We start from the raw sequence: 24,806 nt of genomic DNA on the forward strand, positions 1-24,806 counted from the left end.
GTAAAGTTATGAGCGAATACCACAAGAAAAATGCTGCCATTGTCGGCAACAGCGAAAGCCCCTATGTTAAATTGCGCAGCATTAATATGGGTGACTGTCAGTGGACAGAGGGTTTCTGGGCGGATAAGTTTCAACTGTGTGAGGAGGTTATGGCTCCTCACATGGGAACCTTACTGAAAGGTGAGGTGGGGCATGCCTACAACAACTTTAAAGTTGCTGCTGGCTTGATGGAAGGCGAAGCCAAAGGCATGTTATGGCACGATGGCGATTTTTATAAGTGGATGGAAGCGTGTATATACATCTATGCCCACAATAAAGATGAAGCCATTCTGAAAGAGCTGGATGAAATCATCGACGTTATCGCTAAGGCCCAAGAGGATGATGGTTATTTGCACACACATGTTCAAATCAATAATAGCGGTCGCTGGCGCGTAGTTACTGATCATGAGCTTTATAATTTTGGGCATCTTATCCAAGGCGGGTTGATCCATTACCGTATTACCGGAAAGACCAACTGGTTTGATTTGGCGGTAAAAGCAGCGGACTACCTGTACGCGGTATTTGGGCCGCGTGAAGAACGTTTAGCCCGTTTCGGGTTTAACCCTTCGCAAATTATGTCCTTAGTAGAGTTGTATCGGACGACTCGCAATAAAAAGTATGTAGAGCTTGCGGATATTTTCGTAACAATGCGTGGCTCGGTGCCTATGGATCTGCACGAGACGGTTCCATATTGGTTTACCGGTGATCAGTGTCAGATGAAAACTCCACTGCGTGAAGAAGTCGAAGCGGTAGGTCACGCTGTTACCGGTATGTACTTGTGGGCGGGTGCGGCCGATGTCTATGCGGAAACTGGCGATCAAGAAATTATCGATGCCTTGGATCGTATTTGGGATTCAGCCATTAATCACAAAATGTACTTGACCGGCGCACTTGGTCAGGTTCATCACGGTGCCTACGATGATCAGAATATGATCCATGAAGGATTTATCGATGATTATCTGATGCCTAATTCCACAGCCTACAATGAGACTTGCGCCAACATTTCAAACGCTATGTTTAACTGGCGTATGATGTCAATTAAAGGCGAGGCCAAATACGGCGATATCATGGAAACCGTACTGTATAACTCAGCAATGGTTGGTATTAGTAATGATGGTAAGCATTACTTCTACGCCAACCCGTTACGATTTAATCATGGTCAACGTGAATATAGTGATCACGCTGATTGTACTGAGTCAGCCGATCGCGAGCCGTATATTGAATGCTTCTGTTGTCCACCCAATTTGGTTCGCACTATCGCTAAAGTTAGCGGCTGGGCCTACTGTTTGAGTGAAAACGGCATTGCGGTAAACCTTTATGGTAGTAATAAGTTGCATACTCAGCTAAATGATGGATCGGATATTAAACTAACCCAGGAAACTGAATACCCTTGGGATGGTTCTGTCAGTATCACTATTGATGATTGTAAGAGCGACGCTTTCGATTTAATGCTCCGAATCCCCGGGTGGGTCGAGTCGGCAGAGGTTCAAGTGAATGGCGAAGCGGTAAGTACAGAAATAAAAGAGGGTGAGTTTTTTGTTATTAATCGGCAGTTTAAACCTGGTGATAATATTGTATTATCGTTGCCGATGAGTGTAGATTTGATAGAAGGGCACCCTCGAATAGAAGAGGTTCGTAATCAGGTGGCGTTGCGCCGCGGACCAGTAGTTTATGCAGTGGAATCACCTGATCTTCCGGAAGGTACAAAGGTGTTAGATGTATATTTAGATGAAGGAGCCGAGTTACAGCCTGTCTATAAAGCCGATATGTTGGGTGGTATTACGGTAATTGAAACAAATTTAAAGCTTCGTAAAGATAAATCGGAAGGGATGTATCGGAAAATAAAGTCGACGGAGTTCTCTGACCATAAATCACAATTTGTACCTTATTTTTCATGGAGTAATCGCGGTACGGCAGAAATGTCAGTATTTGTTCCTCTATTGAGGCGATAATTTTTCCTTGTATGTGGGCCTTAGCCTCTCGGGTAATACCGAGAGGCGTTTTTTTAATTGATATTAAAATAACCTTAGGAAAAGTCATGAATAAGATATGTATTTCTATTCTTCTTTTTGTATTTTCAACTTTGCCTGTTTGGTCAGCTGAAATTGGCAGTAAACAGCCTAATATATTGCTTATTTTTACAGATGATGCTGGTTATGGTGATTTTGGGTTTCATGGCAGTGAGGAAATTAGAACCCCAAATTTAGATGAGCTTGCACGCGAAGGTGTGGTTTTTTCTGAAGGGTATGTAAGCGATGCCACCTGTGGACCATCACGAGCTGGCTTGATGACAGGAAAATATCAGCAAAGATTTGGCTACGAAGAAATTAATGTCCCTGGTTTTATGAGTCCAAACTCTGCGTTGACCGGTGAAGATATGGGGTTGCCGGTGGACCAAAGCACTATCGCTGATTACTTACATCCGCAGGGTTATCGCAATGGCATGTTTGGTAAATGGCATCTAGGGGCCGCTGACCGATATCACCCACTAAGGCGTGGTTTTGATGAGTTTTATGGGTTTCGTGGCGGTGATCGTAGCTACTTTGCATACCCAGAAGGAACGATTGACCCTACTAACCCAGTGCTAGCCGATAAACGCATTGAGCGTGGCTTTGGCAATTATGAGGAACCCGAAAAATATTTAACCGACAAAATTGCCGACGAAGTTGTTTCATTTATGCAGGAGTCAGTACAAAATGAAACTCCATTCTTTGCATTTGTATCGTTTAATGCTCCTCATACACCCATGGAAGCGACACCGGAAGATTTAGCAAAATTCCCCAACTTACACGGTAAGCGAAAAACGTATGCTGCGATGATGCTGGCTATGGATCGCGCATCAGGTAAGATTCTTGATGAGCTTAAGTCATTAGGTATTGAAGACAATACTTTGGTGGTATTTACCAACGATAATGGTGGTCCGACAGATAAAAACTCTTCAGATAATAAACCTCTCTCAGGGACGAAATCCAACCACTTGGAAGGGGGGGTGCGGGTGCCTTTTGTTATGCGCTGGCCTGAACAAATTAAAGGAGGTGGCTCTTATGACAAGCCTGTAATGACCTTAGATCTATTACCTACATTTTTTATAGCTGCTGGCGGGGATGACAGTAACCTTAATGATATTGATGGCGTAAATTTATTACCGCATTTAAGCGGTGATAATAAAGATCGTCCGCATGAGATGATGTATTGGAAAAAAGATGCCCGTGCCGCTATACGTAAGGGCGACTGGAAGCTTATTCGTCATCGTGATCGCCCTGCAGAGTTATTTTACCTGCCCGAAGATATTGTCGAGCATGATGATAAGGCGCTGCAAGATCGAGACCGTTTGAAAGCAATGTTTAAAGATCTATACCATTGGGAGCTTACTCTAGAGCGCCCACTATGGTTATTGCAACAAAAATATGAAGCCTATGATATTGAGCGTATGGATATTTACAGGTAGATATTTTAATAGCTCGAAAGCTATTGTCGGATCGCATGATAAATCGCCCCCGTTTCGGGGGGCTTTAATAATCAGTTAAATATAGCAACCAACGAACTACTTTTTATGCGTACAAAAGTTATGTGCTTTATGTGCCAATTACCATTGATGTTGTTTTAGAGATTGAGTTCTCACCTAGGTTATTAGAAATACTCTACAAGACATTCAAAAGTATTATTTGCAAAGAGTTGGCCTTAAAAGCCTAGCATGAGAAAAATTGAAGCAAATCATAAGGTATGACCTTTGTTGTCATACTACTAAATCAGTAAGTGTTAAGTTTTAAGGATCATTAGAAGGAAGTTTACAGAGTTAATTAAGGTAATAGTGCGCGTCTTGCACACATAATATTAAAAAGCAAACGTTAATTTTTCTAAAAATGGAGAGTGCCATGTATACCAAAAAAAAACTTGCAGTAGCAATTGTTGCATTTTCAACTGCTTGTTCGGCCAATAATGTATTTTCACAAGAGGAGCAGGATCTATTAGAAGAAGTGGTCGTAACTGGAATTCGGCAAAGCTTGCAAGCAGCTTCAGACATTAAAAGGGATAGTGCTGTCATGCAAGATAGTATTGTCGCTGAAGATATGGGAAAGTTTCCCGATCAAAACGTAGCTGAATCATTACAGCGAATATCAGGTGTAAGTATCTCACGAACCAATGGTGAGGGGTCAAAAGTTACCGTTAGGGGCTTTGGTCCATCGTTTAACCTCGTCACACTTAATGGAAGAACTTTAGCCACGACCGAAAACAGTCGAGAATTTGATTTTCAAATTTTAGCTTCGGAGCTAATTTCGGGGGCCAATGTTATAAAATCACCAATGGCAAAAACCCCAGAAGGTAGTGTCGGCGCCTATGTAGATGTGAAAACAGCTAAACCGCTCGACAACTTTGGGCTGCAATTGGCAGGTTCTCTCCGAGCAAAATATAACGACTTAAACGAAGAGGTTAACCCCGAATTCTCAGGTGTCTTTAGTAATACCTTTGCTGACGATACCATAGGGGTTCTGTTTGGTTTTTCTAGACAAGAAAGTAGTAACCGAATCGATTCCGCTTCTACTAGCCGATGGGCTGCGCTCAATGCAAGCGACCCTGATGTGATTTCAGGAGATATTAAAGATACTGACGGAAATGTCGTCACTCCAGATACTCTTTGGTACCCCGGGCGCTTCGAATTTTCGTTAGATGAGGAAGAAAGAGAGCGCACCGGCATTAATGTAAGCCTTCAGTGGGCCCCCGATGACAGCTGGGAAAACACTTTAGATTTTCTTTATACAGACTTTTCACGTGTAGCCGTAGGTCAGGGGATGCAAGTTGGCTTGCAATTTCCGGGCTGGAAGGATGTTATTGCATCGGATCATGGTACGGCTCTATCGGCAACAAAATACGGTGTACAACCACATGACGGGTTGTTTCAAGTGCGAGGTGAAGAGTCAGAAACCCAGGCAATTGGCTTTAACAGTATTAAACAGTGGGATGATTTGATCGTCGCTGTTGATCTTTCACACTCCACAGCAAACTCTGATCCAAGAAAAGATCAATTAGTTCCTAACTATGTGAATAATGCGCGAAATCCGGACGAATTTCCTAAAGGTCTTGACCCTGATAATGATTATTTCACCTACTCGACGATCAATGGTGAAGTATTAGATTTAAATTCAACTATAGATTATGCGGATCCCGCGAGTGTACGTGCCCATTGGAATCTTATTACTCATAATGAACTTGAGGATGAGATTTCAGAGTTAAAAATTGACGCCGAATATCAAATGGATTTAGAGTTTGGTGATGCCATTCGAGTTGATTCTGTAAGTGTTGGTGCCTCAGCCTCTGAAAGAGAAAAAATTAAGAATGTATTTGAAACACAGCACGTTGATAACTGTGGCATAGGTGAGGGTAGAGAGGAAATATGCGGCAGATTTCGCGATATGGACGACTCTGTATTCTCAGTAAATTCTGACAGTGATTTCTTGAGTGATGTGGCTGGAAATTTCCCACGCGATTTTATCATGGTGAATGATATAAATGACTACCATGCCGCCATATCAGAGATGTCCGGAGTTGAGAATTGGCCCAATGAGGTTTTTGATAAAACCAAGTCGAGCCAAACAACAGAAGATAACTTCGCCTCGTATATCCAAGTAAACTTATCAGGTGAGATATTAGGTAACCACTGGAGCGGTAACGTTGGTCTTCGTTATATCGATACCGAAACAGTATCTTCTGGTTATGGGAAAGAAAGAATCGCGATAGAGCCTGGCATTGATACCAGTAATCAAGCGATTATAGATGTGTTCTATACAGAACCCGGAGAGATTACCAGAAGTAACAGCTATGATGATATTCTTCCTAGCCTTAACCTAACCTACGAGGTAAGTGATGAGCTGCAAATGCGATTTTCGGCCTCTAAGGTATTGGCTCGTCCGGCCATCGAAGATATTGGCGTCAACAAAAATTATGTAGATGTCCAAGCAGTAAATTTCACTACTTCTGGTGGCAACCCATATTTAAGCCCCTATGAAGCTAATCAATTAGATATTGCACTGGAGTACTATAGTGATTCTGGAAGCACCTACGCAATTAACCTTTTTCATAAAGACATAACAACCTTTATATCCACAAATACAAGCCGTGACGACACTCCGGATATTTATGTTGATGGAGAATATGTCGATAGCAGTTATTCATTGCCTGGCTTTGGTGATATTGTTGAAACCATTACTCAAAAAGACAATAGAGACGGCGGTGAAATAACGGGTCTTGAGTTATCGGCGCTTCACTATTTTGATAATCTTCCAGGACTTTTTAGTGGCTTGGGGGTTCAAGCTAACTATACTTACGCCAACTCTGAGGATAAAAATGCACTCCCAATTAACTTAGATGGTGTACAAGAGCCTGGATCTGGACTAGAAGGCTTTGCTGAGAATGCTTTTAACATCATTGCTTTTTATGACATGAATGGTTATCAGGTGAGATTTGCATACAATTGGAGAGATGATTTTCTTCAATACAGAACTGGTCAAAGATCTGGTGGACTACCCGAACATGTTGAAGCTTATGGGCAGCTTGATGCTAGCTTATCGTATGATGTAACTGATAATCTTACTTTGACTGCAGAAGCCATAAACCTTACCAATGAGCGAACACTCGAGTACGTTGATGTGAAAGAGAGACTTTCGTTAATGCAATACACGGGTGCTCGGTATAAAGTGGGTTTGAGAATGAACTTCTAATATCTTTCATAAAGGCACGGCCAGTTGATACTGGTCGTGCCTTTGTACGTATAACCGTTAGGCAGCAACTACTATCCGCCATCATATATTAAGTCGACGGTGGATTATGGATATAAGAGGTTTAACGTGAGTGAACTTAATAAGAATAGAATCCAAAATATTATTGTCGTAGGCGGAGGAACCGCAGGTTGGATATCAGCCGCAATTTTAGCCAGGTCAACTGAACATCTTGCTTGTGCTATCACTGTTGTAGAGTCTCCGAATATACCCACAGTTGGTGTGGGTGAATCAACTATCCCCACCTTTTTAGATCTTTTGGATTACTTGAAAATATCCAAGCAAGATTTTGTTAAGAAAACTGATGCGACCTTTAAGCTGGGTATTAAATTTGTTGATTGGTTGGATGAAAAACACTCTTATTGGCATCCATTTGGATCTGTTGGAAGTAAAATAGACGGGGTTCCATTTTATCATCATTGGCTTAAATCAAAGTTTCATGGGTGCCCGTCAGAGTTTGTCGATTTTTCACCATCTATTGCTTTGGCGAAAATTAACCGATTTTTAGCCCCTGCCAGAAAATCCGATAGCATTTTATCTGAATCAACTTACGCATTACATATTGACTCTGCAAAGACTGCTAAATACCTAGAAAATTATTGCAAAAAAAAGCGAGTCAGACATGTTTATGCTGATGTTATAGATGCAACGTTATCTCCTGGCGGAATGATTGAACGATTGTTTTTGTCATCTGGAGAACACTTATCGGCGGATTTATTTATTGATTGTACCGGTCAGGCAGGACTGCTTATCGATAAATATTTGCGCGTTAAGTATATTGATTGGAGTAACTACCTACCTGCAGATCAGGCTGTTGTGGTTCATACGGAGCAAGCTGCAGAAATTCCCCCTTATACCCAAGCGACCGCATTAGAGCATGGTTGGATGTGGAAGATTCCTTTGAGAAATCGTGCGGGTAATGGGTATGTCTACTCAAGTCAATATTGCGATGCCGATCAAGCATTAACTGCTTTACGAGGAAAGCTTGACGGTGCTGAAATATCAGAAGCCAGAACATTGAATTTTTCAACCGGAAAACGGAAAAGTTTCTGGGTTAAAAACTGTGTTGCTGTTGGATTGTCTGGAGGCTTCTTGGAGCCCCTCGAGTCCACGGGAATATATCTGGCGATGAGGTCAATGTTGAATCTTGTGGAGAATTTTCCCAGTGCTTTCTATGAGCAAAGCCTCATTGACGAATACAATCGGGTAATGCATATAGAATATGACTGTATTAGGGATTTTATTGTTGCTCATTATTGTCTCTCAAACCGTCAAGATTCTGAATTCTGGAGATCTTGGAAGGAAAGAGAGATTCCAGAATCGCTGCGTATAAAGCTCGATATTTTTTCGGCCAATGGGCAACTCTATAAAAACCCTATGGATTTGTTTTCTGAAGAGAGCTGGTGGGCTGTACTAGAGGGAATGGGGTTGCGTCCAAGACATTATTTACCAAATGTAGACTCATCAGATTATTATAAAATAATTGACTCTATGAAAAGGGGTTCTATTGCTCTAAAAGAATCCGCAAAAATGGCCCCTACGCATGAAGCATTTCTCCAGAAATTGATAGGGTAGTAATAATAAGAAATATTTTTAGGCTATGGCCCAACCAAAAATATGGCTGAGCCATAGTAATATTAACCTCTAGTTATGGGGTTGGATTAATTTTCAGTAATAACACACCTTGAGATTCAAGGTTAAAGTTAGACTCTAGTGTTTCATGGGTAAGCATATTAACTATTGTTACGTTGCTTTTATCTTCCATTTTCACCTTCAGTTCAGACGTATAATTACCCAAATTCATGATAGTCATTAAAAAGCCGCCATCGGGATTCTTGACGACACGCCATGTGTTGGTTTTTTGTACTACACCATCCCCTTCTATCAGAACTGGGGTGGCACCTTTATTTTCTATCTGCTCTACAGCTTGCTTCTGAATATCAATTATGTTGGCATTGCCGGGCATTTTTATTAAGGCGCCATTACTGGCAGTTAGAGTGCTGGATCTCGTTTGACCGTATTCGTTCATCGTTAAGCTTTGGCTGTCACCTAGAAGAAGTGTTCCGCCATTGTCGAGGTATGATTGCAAGGCGCTAAACTCTAAATCCGTGACATATTCGTTATTATAGACAACGATTACATCCCACTGATCATTTGCTTGCTTTTGAATGATATTTTTTGTCGCATAACCGACCGGAAACCCCTCAAAAAACAAAGACTCGTAGAGTTCAAACTGCTCTGTCATATAGTGAGATTTATTGATGGCAGATGTCTCAGAGTAGAAAATCCGAATGGGGCGACGCTGTTTACGCAACAGCATAATCTCTTCAGAGACACTGTTCATGTCCATCATTACTTGGGTCAACTCGTTGGCAACTTGTGGTTGAACGTGAGCTGCATCTGCCCACGAGCCAGCAAGTGCGGGGTCTGGGAAGTCGAGACTTTCACTTTCAAGCCGATCTTCGGGGGAGCCGTCTGGGTCACGAGCCCAGAACCAACTGTAACTTGCATCCATGCCGAGAATTGTTGCTAACCAGAAGGTGTTTCTTACATAATCAGGGCTCATCTCTCTATCCCTGAACCATGAGGTGGATAGAAAATGAGCTTCAGAATTTACGTTGATTTTATTGGGGGAAACCGACTCCATAAAGTCGTAGGACACCGCCAACTCCTCCCAGAAATAGGCATAACGAGACTCCCACGATTCAGTCGTTTGTGTACCAGGCCCCAGGTTACGTCCACGAGTTTTAGCATCGTTGCCGATCATAGTGGTTAATTCAGTTAATGCTTCAAAATCAAGGCCGTGAGATCGGTAATTCTCGGTAAAGTTATCAGGAATAAGTTTTATGCTGGTATCAATACTCGGATTGGTCTCTTGCATTGCCTCTTGTAACATCGTAAACCATTCAGTGACACGGTCCATGTTAAATCGACACCAGTCAAACCAAATGGGTGTGCCTCGGGTATTAGGATCAATTGGTATAGTTATTGTTACCTCTTCAAAACTCGAAAAGTTACTCGACCAGTTTGAATTTAATGCGATCACATTATTATTATATTTATTATCAAGCCATGTTCTAAATTTGGATAATGTATGCGATGATATTTCATTCATTTCACCAAAGTTTTGTGTCCAGTGCCCTTGCTCCGAAAACCAGTGAGGCTCATTTGATAGCACCACACCCGCTTTAATAGACTGGTGTCCCTGCGTGATGCGTGAGAATTCACTTGCAATGGTCTTCCATGTTTCACGAATAAGAGGGTTGTCAATATCAAATCCGGTGAACAATGAACTTCCCTGAGTAACGTTTGGCTCTCTTTCTCTAATCCAGTTAGGTATGTTTCTATTCCAAAATAGTGCGTAACCAACTTTATCACTAGGGTGGTTTTCAAGCTTTTCGGCTTGTGCCGGCCAAAGTTCCGTTTCGCTTCTGGCCATGCCAAGACTAATGCTAGGCATTAAGTCAATATTACCTAGGTGATCATTATATAAATCCGTGTTGTCAGTTGGCTGTCCATTTGCCTTAGAAAAATAGTCATATAGAAAGACTGGTTTCTCGTCGCTTAAAAACTGATCATCAGCAACTGTTACACCATGCCAATCAATTTTATTAACCGGAGGTCTGATAACCTGATTCTCTATTACTTCAGTAAGATCAACGATGGCTGCATTTAGCATATCAATGACCTCTTGCCGCTGGAAGTCAGGCAGCTGCATGGCTATTTGGTTATGTGTGGCACGGTATGGTGAAAACTGATAATACAAGTTGGCAATTATATTTGGGTTCTCCTCATCCCAGTTGGCAAACTTTAAAAATTCTTTGGAGAACCATATTACGGACTCCTCTCGTGTTATGTCATGATTTTCATTTGAAGCTTTAAGCATTAACTCTTCTAGCTCAATAATCTTCTTTTTAGCAAGTTCGTTTAGGCTTGTTGGTGTTGGTGTTGGTGTTGGTGTTGGCGTAGGAGAAGGGGGCGGAGAGGAATTAGGTTTGGATGAATTTCCGCCTCCCCCGCAAGATGCAATAAAGGATATCCCAATGGCTGCTACTGTATACTTTATAATGGGGTTAATCTTCATGTATGCTCCGTTCCACTGATTTTTGATTTTAAATAATTTTAGTTTTAGTTAGATCGACGAATGTTTATGTAGGTAGGGTTTATCTAAATTCTATTTATAGAATTTTCTGCTTGTCATCTACGTCTATACTATTCGAATAAATAAAATGACATTCCATCTCTCTGGTCATTTGGCTTAGAAATAAGAAACCCCATGCATAAAATATAATCATGCATGGGGTTTAATGTTTACCTAGGCTTTACGTGAATTAAGGTGAAACCAAGATGTTAATACTATCGGTTACGGTGGGATCTGCCTTGGATACGACGGTGATTACCGCCTGTCCAGGACCACGTGCCGTCATCAAACCAGAATTATTGGGCCGGACGATACGCCAATTACTGGACTGAAAGTTGACGTTAGGTTGACTCACGCAGGTTGGTAAAACTGTAGCATTTAGCAGCATAGTTTCTCCGACATGCAACTGAACAGTGCCGCTCTGGTCTAGGTGTACTTCTTCTGCCTGAACCCAGTTCGGTTGATTCGGTCCGCAAACGCCCTCATCTACTGTTGATTCTGAGCTTTGGCTTGAGGTCTGGCTAGAGCTTTGGCTTGAGGCCTGACTAGAGCTTTGGCTTGAGGCCTGGCTAGAGCTTTGGCTTGAGGCCTGACTAGAGCTTTGACTTGAGGCCTGGCTAGAGCTTTGACTTGACGTCTGGTTAGAGCTTTGGCTTGAAGCCTGACTAGAGCTTTGGCCCGTCCCGCTGCCACCTGACCTTCCTAACAATAGAGTATCAATGTTTAATGCATGCTGGCGGTTAGATACTTGTCGCGTAGCTGGTACACCCGGACTAATCCAATTAGCCGGTATGTTGCCGTAGACGAACGGGTCAGGTTGTAATGGTTGGCGGCGCTCGTCATCTGGTGCATTAATACCAGCACGCAATGCTAATGCCTCTAAATCTAACCCGCTACGGCCGTCTGCTGTATGGCAACTTGTGCAAAATGCATTTTGGCGAGACTCGGGGCGCGGACGATCTTGCCGCAATGGTCCTTCTGGGAAATTAATGTCTTCCCGTACGCTGCGTAATCCTTGCGGAATATTCTGTAGGTGAGCCGCGTAGTCATCACTGTAATCGTGATAACACACGTACCTGTTAAAGGTGCTCTTGCCGTTGCTGGACAGTAGTGAAGACACCTCCTGGTGGCTAGTGTTTGGGTGTCCATTGGCAATGTTTTGCCATGAAGAGGCTGCCCCAGAGGTAAGGCCAGCTAAAGTGCCTTTAGCATGATTACAGGCCACTTCTGGATTTACCGTTTCGGCAAAAACCTTGAAGTCATCAATCCAGCCCCGAAAAGAGTTTCCGTTGCCGCTACTACCAAGGCTAAGTGTGCCAGGGCTCAATACAAACAGAGCATTTGAGGTGTTAAATGTATCAACCTTATAACCGTTAATATATGTCTCAATCTGACGATTGCTATCGCTTAACTGAAACCCGAGGTGCGTCCATCCATTTAACGGTATATTACTTACACTTGTTACTGAGTGGATCTCTCCCCCATTATTGTCAACAAACACAATTTGATTGCTGCCTTGCAGGCGTATCTCAGATCCATCGGGAAATTGTATAAGCGAACGCTGGCCGCTGTTGTTGCGACTGTCGACAAATAAGCTGTAATACCACGGTGAGCTTAATACATCTTGAGGTTGCGCTGGAATTGAGTATTCAATTCCAATATTGTCACCGTCCAGCCAATAACCTTTACCGGTGAATCCACCGTTTGCGACAATTTCAACGCGACCATCGCCTATGATCTCGCCAGCGTTTGGCTTGTTCCAGTTGGGTGACGTAGCTGAATTTTGTATATGGCCATCAAGTGCACGTTTAACATTATATTGTGTATTAATGCGTAATGGCTGAACCATATGCGAGACAATAAAGCCATTGGCATTTAGGTAGTCATCAAACACCACTTCGTCAGTAGATCGGCCAGTGCTCATTAACCAGGTGACGTCAGCTGGACTGATGGGCCGCATGTTTTGTAGATAGTTAAAGCGGTGCTCGTTCGAGTCAAAGAAGCTACTATTGGGTACGTTACCGTTAGGCATTGTATAAATATCGCGGCTGCGAGTATCCCCGACGCGTTTGTAGCCATCATCACCGTTGCCTGGTTCGTACAATAAAACATCGCGATGAGAGGTTTCACGAACATCTTCCATGTTGTCCATGTGATTAATCATATTGTCTAGTAAAACCATTTTCCCTCGGGTCCAAAGGCCCAACAACGTCCGACCATTCAGCGGTGAATTTTCTGAGCCGCCAGAGCAGCCCCCATAATTTGCCTGCACTTCGGGGGGGCAGCGAGTTGGGTATCCAGCGCTAGAGAGTCTTCCGCCAATAGAGGTGAAAGTGATATTAGCGCCGTCTTTATCGATCCACGGGTAGGTGCCAAATCCAAATCCGTCAGGCAGTACCAAGCGGTTTCCGCGGTTATCTAGGGTTTCAAATGGGTGCATTGCAAAACCATAGCGCTCGTTGATGGTGTCATCATACGGGGCGTGACCGATGGGGTAGCGATTAGTAAATTGGCGTACATCACATGCGGCAAAATTGTCTGGGTTGTCGTTGACGTAGTAGACGATATCGGACTCTGTGGTGCGATTACCACCGCTCGGGTGGCGCCAAGCGATATTGGCATTGTCAGTACGAGATACCATTAAGTGGCCATCACCGGTGATACTGGGCTCAAAAAAGGAGCCTTGAGTGAAGCTAACATCGCTCTCAGAGGTTTCACCTACGGTAATTTCGGCAATTTGAGCATCGACGGTTTTAGGATTGCTTACTCGAACATGTACGTCGGTGCCGCCAATATGACGATTTTCTAAGTGAGAAATTACAGTTAAGTCGTAACAGTCGTCTTGACCATTGGTGCCGCAAGCGTATGGGTTCGCGTTGGCTCGATTAGGAGCGGCCAACGGGTTGTCGCTCATATCTCCAGACGGGTCGCATAGGGTCATATGCCCGTTGGTATTGCGGCTTGGAATATCTTCATCAGGCCGCATTTCGTCAAGGTATTCGTGCTGACTCATAATCTGCATGCCAGGGGCAGACTCTAAAAAAGGCACGTCGATATTTTCGGGCTTGATTAAACGAAAGAACACACCTCGGTAAGGTCGGTGAGTTAACCCAATACGCCCATCTTTACTGGTGGTTAATGGAGGTACATAGGGGTTAAGCCAGTGACGATTGGATCCATCTGTTACATGGCCTTCGGCCATATGGATCGTGCGATCAATAGCGGGTCGCTCGGGCTCAGCCAGAGCGGCAGTGGTTACGAAAGTCAGCATTAGAGCTGGGATTGATAGTTTCATAGTTTGATCTCTCTTTGCCTTTATTGTTATAAAATTACCAACTAGCGAGTTGTTGTAGCGGCCCTAGCCAAAGCGACCGCTTTAAATAAATCGCTGTAATTAATCTACGCGAACATCAACGGTGTCGGTATGACCGCCGTTTTTGGTACGCACGGTAATGGTTGCCGTACCGCTGCGGCGAGTGAGAATGTTTCCCCCACCGGTAACGGAGACAACGCTCGCGTCGGAACTGGTATAAGCGACATTAGGGTTAGTGGCGCAGCTGGGTGTTACGACCGCGTTGAGTTGATATTGCTGATTGCGAGTCAAGTTCAATTGTTCTTGACCCAGCGAAACGCCTGTAACGGCGACCCAAGAGTTTGGGCACTGATTGTCTGGAGGGGTGTTCGTGCTCACCGTAATCCGTGAGGAATCGGTGAACAGACCATTGTCTGAAATTGCGGTAATTGTGACCGGCCCACCGCTAGCATGAGCAGTGACGACTCCCTGCGCACTAACACTGGCAATGCCAGGTGAATCAGACATCCAGGTGAGCCTTTTATTTGTGGCTGAGGTGGGCTGTACAGTGGCATTTAAGTGTTGAGTTTGACCTGTCGCAAGGGTTAAGTTTTCGGGTGTTACTTGAATGCCGGTAACCCCTACATCTGCCTCCCCCTGTGAACCGCCGGAAACACTAATGCCGTCCACTGTAGCGCTGTGTGCTTCCTGACCATTATTAATGTAAATAGTAGCCGAACTGTCATTGGCGCCAGTTGTAAAGCTTAGTGATTTTTGCTGGTATCCAGTGTTTTTAAATTGTACGCTCGACTGCCCAGCGCTGATGTTTTTGATACCCACAACAAAGTTGTCACCCGCCGTGGCGACTTTGCCCCATGCACTAAGTTGGTATTGCGTGCTGGGTTGGATGGCAATCGTTTGCTCTAGGCGTGCTGCCCCATCAAACGTTAACGCACGGTTGCCTTGTCGAGCATCATTGTTGGTTCGTGGCTGACCGTTTAACACGGTCCAGCCGTTTAGGTTGCCAGATTCAAAACTGCCGTTTTGTGGAGTGTTATTCCCTGGCTGCGGGTCTGGATTAGGCTCAGTTGGAGTGTTGCCGGTGATAGTTACAGGTTCAAGTGGTGTTTGGATAAACACGTCCTGTCCTGCTGATGATGTGAATACCGGTGCTAACGCATAGAAATGCCCTGCCGGTAAGTCGGCCGAAGGAGGCACCTGATCAATGTCAAGTGATATCGTCACCTTGCCGCCATAACGCTGGCTGGATGAAGTAACCGAACTATCATGACCCGAGGCGGCGATACGTACAAATCCATCGGCGTTCTTTTCAACCAAATTTACGACCAGGCCGTTGTGATTTCCCGCCACTACGTGATGGTTTGAGCCGCCGTGATAATTAACTTCCACATCAAGTGATTGTTGGTTGCTGAAGGATCCATTCTCGTAGCTTGCGCGATTTTCTAGCCATACAGAAGGCTGCACTTCCCAAGTTTTGACATAATCTACTTGCATGGTGGCGTCTTCTGGGAAGCCTTGCGAAGTGATATTGTTTGGGTTGGGGTCGGCGCGTTGGCAGCTAGCGTTGTAGTAAATAAATTGGCGACGCATCCCCATTGAGAAAATAACATGCATAGGCCGGTGCCAATAAGTATTGGGCTTAGAGCCTATCAATTCGCCATCTACATACCAAAAAATTCGATCGCGTCGGTTTTCGACTGCATAGGTGTGAAAATCATCCGATGGGTCGTGATCTGCCTCAAAGTTTAAAAGTTGCGTGGCGGGGTTGGGTTTTGGTCGCAACCAAATTCTGTTGCCGTTGTCGTCGAATATACGTGCATGAAGATTATGATCGCTGACGTTAATCGGGTCAGCATCATTAGGCCCAGGACCGTGCCAGTCGGCCTGTTGTAATTCGACGATATCAATTTCACTGTAATCCACGCTGCCAGGTGTGCCGGCATCGTTATAGGGGTGCCCGTCACTGTACAGCCAAAAGGCGGGGCTGAGACCAGGAAACACTTTCACGCCCTTAATAGAGGCCTCGTAGTAACCATAAATCCCATCATTGGTGGATTTAACAGCGCCACTTTTATAGTAAAGCTCTCTCTGAACGGTGCGTGGAGTGCCTCCAGCAACACCGTCCCAGCAGGCATCGGCAAAAGCTCGAGTGTGGGTTTCTTGCGTGGCAGCAATGTTTAACTTTCCGTCGGCCACATAGGCGTTATTTTCGTCAAAGCTCCAGGCGCCAATCACCAAGTCACTTGGGTTATTCACCCACTTATTCGTGTCCAAGGTGCTACCGTTGAAAGTGTCAGTGCGGTTTCCAAGCTCTTGCCAGCGCAACTGGCCGGGTTCAGCCCCATCAGGGCGTATGCCTTGAGCGGCGGCCGTTGAGGCCACCAGCAGCAAGCAGCTTACGTAAGTAAAGCGGTTCAAAATCATCGTATTACCTATAATATTTATTGTTAGTGGAGGCTGTTTGTTGAAAGTGATAAACCCAGAGGGGTTTGGTGCCGATAGCCTGAAATACAGCATCGGTCAAGAGCCTAGCTGCAAAGTTGTTTTATTACAAACATATCATGTTTAATAAGGTGCAATCTATGTTGTAATGCGAAAAAACATGAGTTAAGTCACGTAATTCGCTCGGTTTGGTCAAGTCATTTTAAGGGGGGGTTGACTGGTGTAGAGCAATGAATACGACAGTACTGGGGTGATGGTATATATAGCGTCAAGTTTAGTCTAAAAAGTTCTAATAACTTGTTGTAAGTGTAAACATCATATGTTTAGATAGGGTCTATTAAGCTAATAATAAGCTGTGGACCTACCGGGTCCTAACTGATGTGCAAGCCTTAGGCTCGGGCGTTAACTACAAAGGGGCCACCTGTTTCCAACAAAACTATAACGTATAGATCTGGAGAGGAAGTATGAAAAATAACTTTAAACTGAGTGCCTTGTCGCTTGCCATTTTAAGCAGTGTTTCGGCCGGTCAGCTACATGCCCAAGGCGTCGATCCCGAAACCGATGATAATAAAGAAAATGAGATGGCTCTGCTTGAGGAAGTTGTTGTTACTGGCTTTCGTCAAAGTATTGAGCGGGCGGTAGACGCTAAACGTAATTCAGATCAGGTTTCTGATTCAATTTATGCTGAAGATGTCGGTAAATCGACGGATCAGAATATTGCTGATGCGTTGTCTCGTGTCACCGGCGTAACGGTTACTGATGAAGGTGGCGAGGGTTCGCGAATCTCGGTTCGTGGTGCAGCTTCCTACATGAACCAAGTGTCCATGAATGGCGTGGAGCTTACCAGTGGTTCTACGGGTGGCCTAGACCCCAATGGTAGTGGTATCTCCGTTGCGGATCAGAGTGTGGATCTGAGTGCATTCTCTTCCGATATCTTAGCCTCCATTGACGTAGTAAAAACTTCCTCGGCTGACCAAAACGAAGGCTCACTGGGTGCCAATGTGATTTTGCGTACACTCCAGCCGCTTGACCTTAATGCGCCTCGTCGGAACGTACAGGTACAGTCACGCTATAACGACTTCTCTGGTAATGATGATTACGCCTTAAACGGCACTTTTGCTGATAAGTTTTTTGATGATAGTGTTGGGCTAGTTTTTACCACTTCATTTGACAACTACCAATATCGCCAAGATGCAGTGCAGCACGACTACCAGCAAGATTCGATTCGTATTGCGGATGCCAGTAGTGAGGTGGATGCTTCAGGTCCTCGCGCTTTTGATGTCGCTACAGGGCAGCCAATTCGTGTGGCCAGCTCGCTTAACCCCGATTACAATTCATTAGATAAACTCCCGGGTTATGATCCTGAAACCCAAGTAGGGATGCAGGATTTGTACGTAATCGCGCGCGATATGACCAACTATTCGATGAGCCAGAACGAGCGTACTCGTTGGACATCAAACCTCGGCATTCAATTTCAACCCACGGACACCTCAGATATTCAGCTTGATGTTTCATACACAAATACGGAGCGAGATGTTGACTACAACACGGTTCGTTTTAACTGGGCAGCATCAACTGCGTATACCGGCTTCGGCTCAGATACTACCGATATGATTGGTGTGGATCTAGAAAATCGCACTATTGCCTCTATGAAGTCAACCGATAGAACCGGATTGATGGCACGCACTAAAGGTGTGAATGAAATTGAATCAAGCGTTGTTTCTTTGCGATGGGATCAAGAGCTTGGTGATTCGCTAGATATGCAGGTCCAAGCTGGATGGTCTAAAACGACAGATGACACAGATGACTGGGTAGGTGCAGGTACGGCAATTTGGGGCACTACTAACAATCTCGCAAATGATTTGCCAGAAGATTGGTATGATTTTGTCGGGTATGATTGCGCGACTGGAGACTGTTCGGTCTTATCCGGTGAGCGCCAAGCCAGCTACGATCCGGTTTATGGGACGTGGAATAATATTCACTCTCGGTTTGTGCCGAATGACTTGTACGCAAATCACTTGGGCTATTTAGCTCAAACCTTCCGCGAGCAATCAGATACGAATGCTACTTTTAATATGGATTTTGATTGGCATGTAGATGCATTTTATCTGACAGACGTTGAGTTTGGGGTAAAAGTTGCCAATCGTGAGAAAGATGTATTTACAGACCGCCAATTAGCGCAAAACTCGTCAACCTTAGTGGATGACGAAAACCCCGACATCAGTTACGGTGGTGAGGGCATGGACAGTATTCATTTGATTGATATGCTGGATACTGGTGCCTTCCCCGTTGATAACTTTGCTGAAGGTCTAGTTGAAGACCGGAGCAATGATTTCTTTAACGGCTGGCCGAGTATTGACCCAGATAAAGCCGTAGCGGCCTTCACAGGAACTGATCCAGATACCGTCAGCCTGCGATCTGATCCATCTCAATCGCGTGTTATTGAAACAGAAACTCAAGCTGCCTATCTGAAAGGTAATTTTGAGTTTATGGAAGGGCGCCTGACAGGTAATGTTGGTGTTCGTTATGTTAAAGATGAAACGGATGCGACCGCCTATGGTTCCGTCCAATGGTATCGAGGGCCTCACGCAGTTGATTGGCATGAATTGATCGTTGAGCGTCAATTGGCAAATGAAAATTTACCTGCGTGTGATGTTCCATCGCAAAGCCTCGATGGTCCCGCTTCCCCGTGGGAGAACGTTGGTGATTTACGTAACTGCTGGGACTGGAGAATTACACACGCTTATGACTACGACAATGAAAACACCATTCCTGTAGAAGGTGGTGTGGTGCAGGCACCGGAAACAGGTGTGCCATCTCCTGATTGGCGCTTTATCGATAGTGGTGGTGTTCCTGACTACGATGTTAACCGAGTGTTGAGGGTGGACTATTCTGACCCTAACAACCCTGTCATCGTAGAAAACAGCGCAGTGCCCTCCCAGATTTATGAGATGGTGGATGGCGAGTTACAGCTAACGGGCTATAAAGATCGCTTGCGTGGTCGGGCTTTCCGTGGCGGCTTGCAGCCATACGTTGATTATTCCACAGCGTTTACTGGCCCTGCTGGCAACACGCCAGTTGCCAACTTTCGCAACGCGCCAACTGCCGATAGTGGTTCATATGAGGCATGGCTGCCAAGCTTAAACTTAAATTATATGATATCTGACGATATGATTTTACGTTTTGCTAGCTCGAAAACCATGGCCCGACCACGTTTCGACTCTTTGGCTCCTCGGTTGCAGGTTAATGAAAACCAGTGGGATAGCTTTGCAAACGGCTCCTCCGGTAACACCTCATTACAACCTCTAGAGTCTAAAAACCTTGATTTGTCATATGAGTGGTATTTTGGTGAAGGAGATATGGTGTCTGTTGCTTTGTTTCACAAAGACATGGATAACTTTGAGGAAGATGTTGATACCCGCTACTACTACAAAGATGTGCGTTCTGAGTATGATTTAGATGATTTGAGCATTCTTCTTCCTTACGATGAAACGGTTAAGCCTGGCGATGTGCTAGATGAGAGTGGTGCCACCTGTATGCCACATCGTGCCCATGCGGCGCAGTCTCTGGAGCCAGTATTCATTGATTGTCATACAGCTATTATCTCTCAGGTGCAGAACGGTGACGGGCAAACTATCTCCGGTGTGGAGCTGGGTTATACACAAATGTTTGATTCTCTGCCTGGAGCGTTTTCGGGTCTGGGGGTAAGTATGAATTATACCTACCAAGAGTCCGAGCGTGATGCAGTCTTAATACCGGGTACTACCGATCAGTACAGTAATCCGTTGCCTGCAGCCAACACTCCAAAGCATACAGCTAATACCACTGTTTTTTGGGAACAAGGCGATTGGGAATTACGTTTGGCTCACCAATACACAGGGATTCAATTGATTGACGGTGGTATGTATGGCGGTGCTGTATGGCAAGATCCGACTGAGAACTTAGACTTTAGTGCTACTTACAATGTTAACAATACGTTGAGCGTGACTTTGCATGCGCTGAATCTTACCGATGAAGTGACTCGCCAATTTTACACCGCAAGAAACCGTCAGTTGGGCGATTTCGAGGGGGCAGAATATTGGGATGAAGGCAACCCTATGGATGATTCAAATGTCTACGATGGTCGCACTGATGCGCAGTATCGTTTAGGCCGATCTTTCCGGGTTGCTCTGCGTATGAGCTTCTAATCCACTAATAACACCAGCTCGGCAGGCTCAACGCCCGCCGAAATGAGAATAATTGGAGAAGGTATAATGAATAAGACATTTAAAATGTGCGGTATTGCAATCGCAGTCAGTGCAGCACTTACGGCGTGTGGCGGCGCTGACGAAGGGTTTGATTTGGGCTATGGGGCTGATGAGCCAGTCGTTTTCGAAACTGAGGTTATAGAGGTAAGCATTACCGATCGCCAAGAAGGAACTGTCGTAATCGATTTGACTCAGGGCGCTACGGTGGGCGGCGAAGCCATTAATAGTGAAACTCCTGGGGTTTATCCTGTAGGCTGGCTATTTAATGGTGCCGAAACTCGCTACCCTCGTGACAACTGGGCGAATGGTCAAGATCCAGTAGCATTAGCCGACGCTGGAGATATTGAAATTTTCCCCGCGGCGCTTCCGGTTCCGCAAATTGGGGATGATAAATTAACGCCGTTTGTTGTAGAAGGTAACACGTTAGTGGTTACACCTACTATGTTCGACGAGGCGCTGCGTTCGTGCGATGACTCAGACTTTATTCCTACCATTTACGAAGGTGCCATTGGTGCTAGTGATATTGTTAGTCAGGGGGATGGTTATTTAGACTTCCCTGCACAACACACTTACAGCATTGATTACTATCTCGATAATGGAGCCGGCCGTACAAAGCGTACTATTAAATTAACCGTCTCCGCCGAAAGTGATCTGGTAACAGATTTAAATGTACCCGCAACTCTGGATGTTCCAAAAGGGCTTGAAGTTGAATCTGGCGTTGGGACTATTCCTTATTACGCGTGCAGTACAGCTCTCGATTATGAGATTGAAGATACCAATATTGCAACCGTTGATGAAAATGGCATGATAGAAGGTTTGGCGGTTGGTGAAACCACGATGACTGTTAGCAGTCAGGCTGATCCTAGCTTGCAGAAAACAGTGTCTATCAATGTTATTGAGTCATTCTTTTTAAGTTTAAATGAAGATGAGCCGGGTCAGAAGTCGGTTCCTGCTTGTACCATGTCAGCCGTGCGGGTAGAACCCAATATGGTTGCCGGTGAGCTGTCTGGTGTTTTCGAATACGACTGGAGTTCATCTAGCAACCAGATGCCTATTCAAGGTACTACTTCTATGGCTTTTGGTGAAATAGCCATGCTGGATGGTGGGGCTGATAACAGCTTTGCAGGCGCAAGCACTACGGTAGTGTCGTCTTTGACTAATGGTGAAACCGGCGGTGTTAATGTTGGCGATGTCAGTGATGCATCGGTTGATGTCACGGTGGTGCCGAACCGAGCCTGTGAAACCATTAATGTGAACGATGGGGCTACCCCATGGGCTTTTGATTACCAAATGGAAAGTGATGCTTTTAGTGGTGGTGCTTTTTGGAACGCGTTAGGTGACTCAGCGATTACCACATCCCCTGATGGCCTTGTAGGTAACGGCGTTAAAATGACGATAAATGCCGTAAACGCAGATCCTGAAACCGTGCCCAATGGCATGTGGTATCAAATGTGGAGTACCGGTGCTAACAACTTCTTTGGTGCTACTCTTGGTCGTGTACCAGAGTCACATGGTGTTGAGTTCTCGACGAATGTATGGGTTAAGCTTGATACAGATGTCGACGGGCCTGTTACTCTACGCCAGTATATTCACCCTTGGCAGTTTACAGATCATACAACTTACGCAGGGCTTGAGCGCCGTAATGCACCGCACGCCGCTTTGTTTGAGGCTGAGTTGGTAAACACCGCTGAATGGCAATATGTTGAGTTTAAGCTTCAATCTGGGGAACGTACCTTTACAGTACCAACTAGCTGGGATGGTGCGGGTAATGCTCAAGCAGCCGTCATGTCGCAATTTGCGGTATACGGGCTCAATGCAGGTGATAGTGTAACCTTTGACGAATACTCGTTAGTCATCGAAAACGATTAATTTCTCAACCATAATAAGCCGCCCGTCGGGCGGCTTTTCCCTGCCTGTTCATATCCAGCCATATCAATATTTTTTCATAATAATAATGTCCATATGTGGGAGATCCAAATGATATTCTTACGCTTTTCTGTAGCCAGAAAAAATATTTCTGTAATGACCATAATGCTACTGTTAACCGCATGTGGTTCAGGGTCGTCCGACAATAGTTCGGAAAAATCCAGCTCAGATCAAGCCGGCAACAGCTCTACAAGCAGCTCAAGTCTAATTAGTTCCTCATCATCGGTAGCGTCTTCTTCGTTGAGCTCACAGGTTAGCTCAAGCGACAAAAGCAGTAGCAGTTCTACACACTCTAGTTCATCATCCAGTGATGCGTCTTCAGCTTCTAGTGACGACGGAGGCTCGGATAATGATCAAAGCGTTTACTTTGAAGATCATGTGTTTGATGAAGAGCCCGATATTATTTTTGCAGTAGAAAATTTAAATCAAGAGACAGATGATACCCAGCGTGTTCTTAGTGCATTAAAGACTGCGGGCAATGAGGAAAACGGTGGTGTTGTTGTCTTGCGGCCAGCCGAAGACGGCCAGAACAAGCGGTACCGTCTGGATCGTATCGATATGCCTTCAAACACACGATTAGAAATTGATCCGAACGTTACCATTGAAATGATTGGGGCGTTAAAAACCAATGGCCCTACTCAGTTTTTGTTTAATATTGGCCGCAGTCAGAGAATAAATCAGTTAATGCCCGAGCGCGTTAAAAATGTACAAATCACCTCTACTCAGCCAGGCGAGCGTTTTACCATTGATGCGCGCACCAATATGCCCATTAGTTACGGCCCTCACGGTGATAAAACCAAAGATACCTCTAGGAATTTTACTCGTGCTATTCCTGTGGGCATTTATTATGCCGAAAATTTTTCAATCTCCGATGTGTTGATACTGGATAATCATACGGAATCTGTCGGTGTGCAAATGTATCCAGACACCGACTATCAGGATGGCGCGTTAGCGGATCGTAAAGGAACCAACGGTAATCCATCGGATGATGTATTTTTAAATGAAGCGGGTGAGGCACTTGCCACCAATGACCAAGGCCATTTTGTCGATGAAAGTGGCGCGGTTTTGAGCGATTCGGACGCGATTATCCGTAACAACACTTACGGACGCACACCGCGGAAAGGCACTATTGATAATATTCGTATCGAGGGTGCACATACCGGGTACGGTGCGGTGCAAACCTATGGAGCCGATTGGATTTATATTAGCAATATTGAGGCGGTCAATGGTGTTGGTGTACGGCTAGAATCAGGCAATGGTGCGCCAAATGACAATATTAATCGCGCCGGCCCGTACCTGTCGTCTATTAATAACATCGAAGTACATAATGTGACGGTATGGAATGCATTTACGGGTGTCTGGTTAAAAGCTCATAGTAAAATCAATACCAACATTTTGGTTGATACGGTAACCGCAATTGATAGCGGTACTGCGATATTAAGCGATAAAAGCCGTATGCATGAAGCTGCCCGAGACTTCATTAACGGCCGCTTTGAAAATACTAAAATAATCGGTGACATTACACTAGAGCGAACCACCGACAACCCAGTAGCCGAGGTTGGTAATGCCCTTACCTATTTTATGTCACCTGCTGAGCGTGATGCACTGGCAGACGTGACGGGCGATGACCGGATTACTCAGGCCGATTTACCCCATAATGACTCCGGACGACGCTGGTATTTAATGCAGCCCACGTCACCCATGGTGATAGCGACCCAGAGGAATGCAACTGAAATAGGCAATACTAGCTCCGATGTCACAGTCGACGAGGCTGGTTACTATGCTATAGATTTTAGTGAAGCTGTAACTAAGAGCATTAATCCGCTGCGTAATGAAGATATTTTATTTAACGAAGATGCACGCAATCTTAATGGCGGTCCATCTAATCGATTGTAATGATAAGCCCGTGTCTAGTGACATGATTA

At 44.8% G+C, this 24,806-nt stretch carries 10 protein-coding genes; 7 read left to right on the plus strand and 3 right to left on the minus strand.

What is annotated here, in order from left to right; all coding sequences use genetic code 11:
* Positions 1-8: 8 nt before the first annotated feature.
* The 4 genes from Q4526_RS08860 to Q4526_RS08875 all read left to right on the plus strand — a co-directional run bounded on the left by Q4526_RS08860 (position 9) and on the right by Q4526_RS08875 (position 8,387).
* Positions 9-1,991 carry a glycoside hydrolase family 127 protein gene (locus Q4526_RS08860; RefSeq protein WP_215976707.1) on the plus strand — a complete coding sequence of 661 codons (1,983 nt, stop codon included), beginning with the start codon at positions 9-11 and terminating at the stop codon, positions 1,989-1,991.
* An 86-nt stretch (positions 1,992-2,077) separates the two neighbouring features.
* Positions 2,078-3,487 carry a sulfatase-like hydrolase/transferase gene (locus tag Q4526_RS08865; RefSeq protein ID WP_215976708.1) on the plus strand — a complete coding sequence of 470 codons (1,410 nt, stop codon included), beginning with the start codon at positions 2,078-2,080 and terminating at the stop codon, positions 3,485-3,487.
* A 427-nt stretch (positions 3,488-3,914) separates the two neighbouring features.
* Positions 3,915-6,755: a TonB-dependent receptor gene (locus Q4526_RS08870; protein WP_215976709.1), complete on the plus strand. Its 2,841-nt coding sequence runs from the start codon at positions 3,915-3,917 to the stop codon at positions 6,753-6,755.
* 126 nt (positions 6,756-6,881) lie between these two features.
* Complete coding sequence (locus Q4526_RS08875) at positions 6,882-8,387, plus strand: tryptophan halogenase family protein (protein WP_215976710.1); 1,506 nt, start codon at positions 6,882-6,884, stop codon at positions 8,385-8,387.
* A gap of 73 nt (positions 8,388-8,460) precedes the next feature.
* Here the strand turns inward: Q4526_RS08875 and Q4526_RS08880 are convergent, their stop codons facing one another.
* The 3 genes from Q4526_RS08880 to Q4526_RS08890 all read right to left on the minus strand — a co-directional run bounded on the left by Q4526_RS08880 (position 8,461) and on the right by Q4526_RS08890 (position 16,690).
* Positions 8,461-10,896: a beta-galactosidase gene (locus tag Q4526_RS08880; protein ID WP_215976711.1), complete on the minus strand. Its 2,436-nt coding sequence runs from the start codon at positions 10,894-10,896 to the stop codon at positions 8,461-8,463.
* A gap of 247 nt (positions 10,897-11,143) precedes the next feature.
* Positions 11,144-14,248, minus strand: coding sequence for a LamG-like jellyroll fold domain-containing protein (locus Q4526_RS08885; protein ID WP_215976712.1), 3,105 nt, complete (start codon positions 14,246-14,248; stop codon positions 11,144-11,146).
* Between the two features lie 99 nt (positions 14,249-14,347).
* Positions 14,348-16,690: an Ig-like domain-containing protein gene (locus Q4526_RS08890; protein WP_215976713.1), complete on the minus strand. Its 2,343-nt coding sequence runs from the start codon at positions 16,688-16,690 to the stop codon at positions 14,348-14,350.
* 482 nt (positions 16,691-17,172) lie between these two features.
* Here Q4526_RS08890 and Q4526_RS08895 point away from each other — a divergent pair, with 482 nt between their 5' ends.
* From Q4526_RS08895 to Q4526_RS08905, 3 genes are all read left to right on the plus strand, one after another.
* Positions 17,173-20,895, plus strand: coding sequence for a TonB-dependent receptor (locus tag Q4526_RS08895; RefSeq protein ID WP_215976714.1), 3,723 nt, complete (start codon positions 17,173-17,175; stop codon positions 20,893-20,895).
* 66 nt (positions 20,896-20,961) lie between these two features.
* Positions 20,962-22,824 carry an Ig-like domain-containing protein gene (locus Q4526_RS08900; RefSeq protein WP_215976715.1) on the plus strand — a complete coding sequence of 621 codons (1,863 nt, stop codon included), beginning with the start codon at positions 20,962-20,964 and terminating at the stop codon, positions 22,822-22,824.
* 108 nt (positions 22,825-22,932) lie between these two features.
* Complete coding sequence (locus tag Q4526_RS08905) at positions 22,933-24,777, plus strand: hypothetical protein (protein ID WP_215976716.1); 1,845 nt, start codon at positions 22,933-22,935, stop codon at positions 24,775-24,777.
* Positions 24,778-24,806 lie beyond the last annotated feature (29 nt).

It is taken from the genome of Gilvimarinus sp. 2_MG-2023 (assembly GCF_030547685.1).
Classification (GTDB): Bacteria; Pseudomonadota; Gammaproteobacteria; order Pseudomonadales; family Cellvibrionaceae; genus Gilvimarinus.

What these genes read in the sequence shown, in the direction of transcription:
- Q4526_RS08860 (WP_215976707.1), top strand. Translation starts at nt 9, where the DNA reads ATGAGCGAATACCACAAGAAAAATGCTGCCATTGTCGGCAACAGCGAA.
- Q4526_RS08895 (WP_215976714.1), top strand. Translation starts at nt 17,173, where the DNA reads ATGAAAAATAACTTTAAACTGAGTGCCTTGTCGCTTGCCATTTTAAGC.
- Q4526_RS08885 (WP_215976712.1), bottom strand. Translation starts at nt 14,248, where the DNA reads ATGAAACTATCAATCCCAGCTCTAATGCTGACTTTCGTAACCACTGCC.
- Q4526_RS08865 (WP_215976708.1), top strand. Translation starts at nt 2,078, where the DNA reads ATGAATAAGATATGTATTTCTATTCTTCTTTTTGTATTTTCAACTTTG.
- Q4526_RS08880 (WP_215976711.1), bottom strand. Translation starts at nt 10,896, where the DNA reads ATGAAGATTAACCCCATTATAAAGTATACAGTAGCAGCCATTGGGATA.
- Q4526_RS08900 (WP_215976715.1), top strand. Translation starts at nt 20,962, where the DNA reads ATGAATAAGACATTTAAAATGTGCGGTATTGCAATCGCAGTCAGTGCA.
- Q4526_RS08890 (WP_215976713.1), bottom strand. Translation starts at nt 16,690, where the DNA reads ATGATTTTGAACCGCTTTACTTACGTAAGCTGCTTGCTGCTGGTGGCC.
- Q4526_RS08905 (WP_215976716.1), top strand. Translation starts at nt 22,933, where the DNA reads ATGATATTCTTACGCTTTTCTGTAGCCAGAAAAAATATTTCTGTAATG.
- Q4526_RS08870 (WP_215976709.1), top strand. Translation starts at nt 3,915, where the DNA reads ATGTATACCAAAAAAAAACTTGCAGTAGCAATTGTTGCATTTTCAACT.